This window comes from Barnesiella sp. CU968 (assembly GCF_905219685.1).
Lineage (GTDB): Bacteria > Bacteroidota > Bacteroidia > Bacteroidales > Muribaculaceae > Lepagella > Lepagella muris_A.
Genome location: NZ_CAJMXD010000304.1, coordinates 1 through 3603, shown reverse-complemented (window position 1 = coordinate 3603; position 3603 = coordinate 1). Strand labels below are relative to the sequence as shown.

At 50.9% G+C, this 3603-nt stretch carries 2 protein-coding genes; both read left to right on the top strand.

The window, feature by feature from the left end:
* The coding region (secD, locus tag JX312_RS10615) for a protein translocase subunit SecD (RefSeq protein ID WP_204457976.1) at nucleotides 1-2682 on the top strand (2682 nt) is incomplete at its 5' end.
* 156 nt (nucleotides 2683-2838) lie between these two features.
* Nucleotides 2839-3438, top strand: a complete 600-nt coding sequence (locus JX312_RS10610) for a hypothetical protein (RefSeq protein ID WP_124029558.1) — start codon at nucleotides 2839-2841, stop codon at nucleotides 3436-3438.
* The last annotated feature ends 165 nt before the right edge of the window (nucleotides 3439-3603 follow it).

Sequence of the window (3603 nt, the reverse complement as noted above, 5' to 3'; positions counted from 1 at the left end):
ATATCGGTTCCCGACATCCTTCGCCAGTATGCGTCGGGCGACGCCCAGCTCGCCCAGATCAACGCCGCCATCAAGAAAGCCGAGGCAGACGGCGGCAAGGGCAGTGACAAGGATTTCGTGTCGCGCGTGGCTTCCTACATACAGCCCGGTGTCATGGCAAGCCTTTTCGTACGTGAAGGCGAATACATGGGTAATCTGAAATCAAACGCTTCCAACGAAGAGGTGACTTCCGCTTTGGAGAAGCAGGTAGACAGTCAGGTAGACGCTGCGTTCAACATATTCCGCACTCGTATCGACCAGTTCGGAGTCGTGGCTCCAAACATCCAGAAGCTTCAGGACAAGAACGGTCAGATCCTTCTTGAGCTTCCCGGTGTAAAAGAACCGGAACGTGTTACCGAACTTCTGAAATCAAGCGCAAACCTCGAGTTTTTCGAAGTTTACAACTATAATGAGATTCTTGGTGATCTCCAGCGCTTCGCCGCCGCTTTCGCACAGCAAGACACTGTAAACCACCTCAATGTAATTGAACTCCTCGGCGGTCCGCAGCGTGCCGGTTCTCCGATTGTGGGTATGGTGACTCCCGCCAACAAGAACCTTGTTGACTCTGTGATGAACACAGAGCTTGCAAAGCGCACTCTTCCGTCAGACCTATCTCTGATGTGGTCTGTGAAGCAGGCTGAGTTCCCTGTGACAGACGCCAACGGAAACGTTGTCAAGAAAGACAACGGCGACGACAAGACAGTAGGTTACTGGGAGCTTATCGCGCTAAAGGGTGATGCTGTGCTTGAAGGTGATGCCGTCACATCGGCTTCTTCGGAATATGACAACATGCAGGGTAACATGGTCAACATGAAGATGAACGACCGCGGAGCGCAGGAATGGGCTACCATCACCCGCAACAACATCGGTCGCCCCATCGCCATTGTGCTTGACGAGCATGTATATTCATTCCCCAATGTCAACAATGAGATCACGGGCGGAAGCTCTCAGATCACAGGTAACTTCACACCGGAAGAGGCAAATGACCTTGCAAACGTGCTGAAGTCCGGAAAAATGTCGGCGAAGGTGAATGTTGTCAGCAACAACGTGATCGGTCCGAGTCTCGGTGCGGAGGCAATCCAGATGGGTTTCATCTCCTTCATCGTGGCGATTATCCTTCTCATGATTCTCATGGTGGCATACTATGGCTGGATTCCCGGTCTTGTAGCTAATGTGGGCCTTATCCTCAACCTCTTCTTCACACTCGGTATCCTCGCATCGCTTCAGGCAGTGCTCACGCTTTCCGGTATAGCCGGTATCGTGCTTGCTCTCGGTATGGCGGTCGATGCCAACGTTCTTATCTTCGAACGCACCAAGGAAGAGCTCAAGAGCGGCAAGAAACTCCGTCAGGCTATTGCCGAGGGTTATGGCAATGCCTTCTCGGCGATCTTTGACTCCAACCTTACTTCGGTCATCACCGGTGTGATTCTTCTCTATTTCGGTTCCGGTCCCATCAAGGGCTTTGCAACCACTTTGATTATCGGTATCGTCTGCTCGTTCTTCACGGCAGTGTTCCTTACCCGCATCGCATTCGACCTTATCACCAAGAACGGCCGTTGCGCGAACATGACATTCACCACAGCTCTCAGCCGCAACTTCCTTACCAGTCCGAAGGTCAACTTCATGGGCAAGTCGAAGGCTGCTGCCGCAGTGTGGATCGCGCTGATTGTCGTCAGCATCGCTTCGCTTGCGATCCGGGGCATGAACCAGGGTATCGATTTCTCAGGCGGTCGCAACTATGTGGTGCAGTTTGAGAAAGATGTAGACCGTCAGGCAGTGCAGGAAAAGCTTCTCGACCTCTTCCAGACAAAGGCAAACGATCCTACTGTCTCGGTAGCCGTGATCAATATCGACAATCCTTCCAAGCTTCGCATCTCCACAAACTATAAGATCGCCGAGGAGTCGGAAGGCATCGAGAACGAGGTGGCTTCCATACTTTACGAGGGTCTTAAAGACGAGCTTACTGTAAACGGACAGACAATGAGTCTGGATGCTTTCTCCGTGTCTGATGAAAGCCACGGTATCATCTCGATTCAGAAGGTAGGTCCTTCAGTTGCCGACGACATGAAACGCGACGCGGCGTGGGCATTGGGAATTGCGGTTGTCTGCATGTTCCTTTACATCCTTCTCCGTTTCCGCAACATCGCCTTCTCGGTCGGTGCCGTATGTGCGGTGGCACTCACAGCGTTCCTCATCGTAGGTTTCTACTCCATCTGCTGGGGCTTCCTTCCCTTCTCGATGGAGATCGACCAGTCGTTTATCGCTGCCGTGCTTACAATCATCGGTTATCAGATCAATGACACAGTGGTTGTGTTCGACCGTGTGCGCGAGATGATCGGCATCTATCCGAAAGAGGATCGCTTCAAGACATTCAACAAGTCTCTGAACCAGACATTGGGACGTACGGTGATGACATCGTTCTCCACTCTGCTGGTGCTCCTCTGCATCTTCTTCCTCGGTGGCGACACAATCCGTTCGTTCACATTCGCCATGATCTTCGGTGTGGTTGTCGGTACATTCTGCTCTCTTTTCTGCGCAGCTCCGATAGCTTATTCAATCATGGCTCGCAACAGCAAAAAGAACGGCAGCGTTGCAGAAGCCGATGGCAAGCCCGCCCTCGAAGGCAACCGTCGTTTCAAATAAACCTGCTTCCGAATATATCCACTCAAGTGGAAAATGTTAAAAAGAAAGGGAATCATGCGATTCCCTTTCTTTTTAACATTTTATTCGCAACCAACTGATGTTTGGCGCGGTTATATTGTCACAGGCGTGTCAATCAATCCTCGCCTGCATATCGCTATGAAAACGATGGTAGGAACACTTGCAGTAATTATCATAATGTCATTGTCGTCAACGGCGGCATATGCCCGTAACAATGTTAAAAGCATAACGGCGGAAGATCTGGTGACAAAGGTCTACGGCGCTTTGTCGCCGGAATGCTCGAAAGCAGAGCTCCTCGGAGGATGCGTGTCTGAATTCAATCTCTCACCGTCGGAGGAGGACAACGGCATGTGGCTCGACAGTTCTGAGGGGTATTGTCTCAGCTATTATGGAATGATTGTGCCGCAAGTCTCCGCCATCGCCTCCATAGAGCGTGATTCCGTGGCGAATTTCGGCTTCTTTTTCCTCTTCCCTTATACAATATCAAACAGGGAGGACATGAACCGCAGACAGGCTGAATTTTGCGGATGTCTCCTTCAGGAGATGAAAGACATAGGCATGACGCTTGCGGTGATCTCAGGCTCGGACTCTCTTTTCGAGCTGGCGGGCGACTACATGGGAAACTATGTGACGGTGCGTCTCACAGATGAGGGTGCCGGAGCGTCGGGCAGATACGTTCTCTGTCTTTATGTGGAGCCTGACGGCTTTACCCCTGCCGATGACTTTGCCGCCATTTGAATAATAAACACCCCGAAGGTCTGTGTGACCGCCGGGGTGTTTTCTTCACATATAATAATTTTAAACTATAGTTATTTAAACGTTAATTTTTTAACTATATTGTCGCGAAGGTTATTTTTTTGCAGTCTTTGAGAGAAGATGTTTCACTGCTCCTGCGAGCTGTGC

Excerpts from the sequence above, each read along its gene's own strand:
- JX312_RS10610 (WP_124029558.1), top strand. The coding sequence starts at position 2,839 with ATGAAAACGATGGTAGGAACACTTGCAGTAATTATCATAATGTCATTG.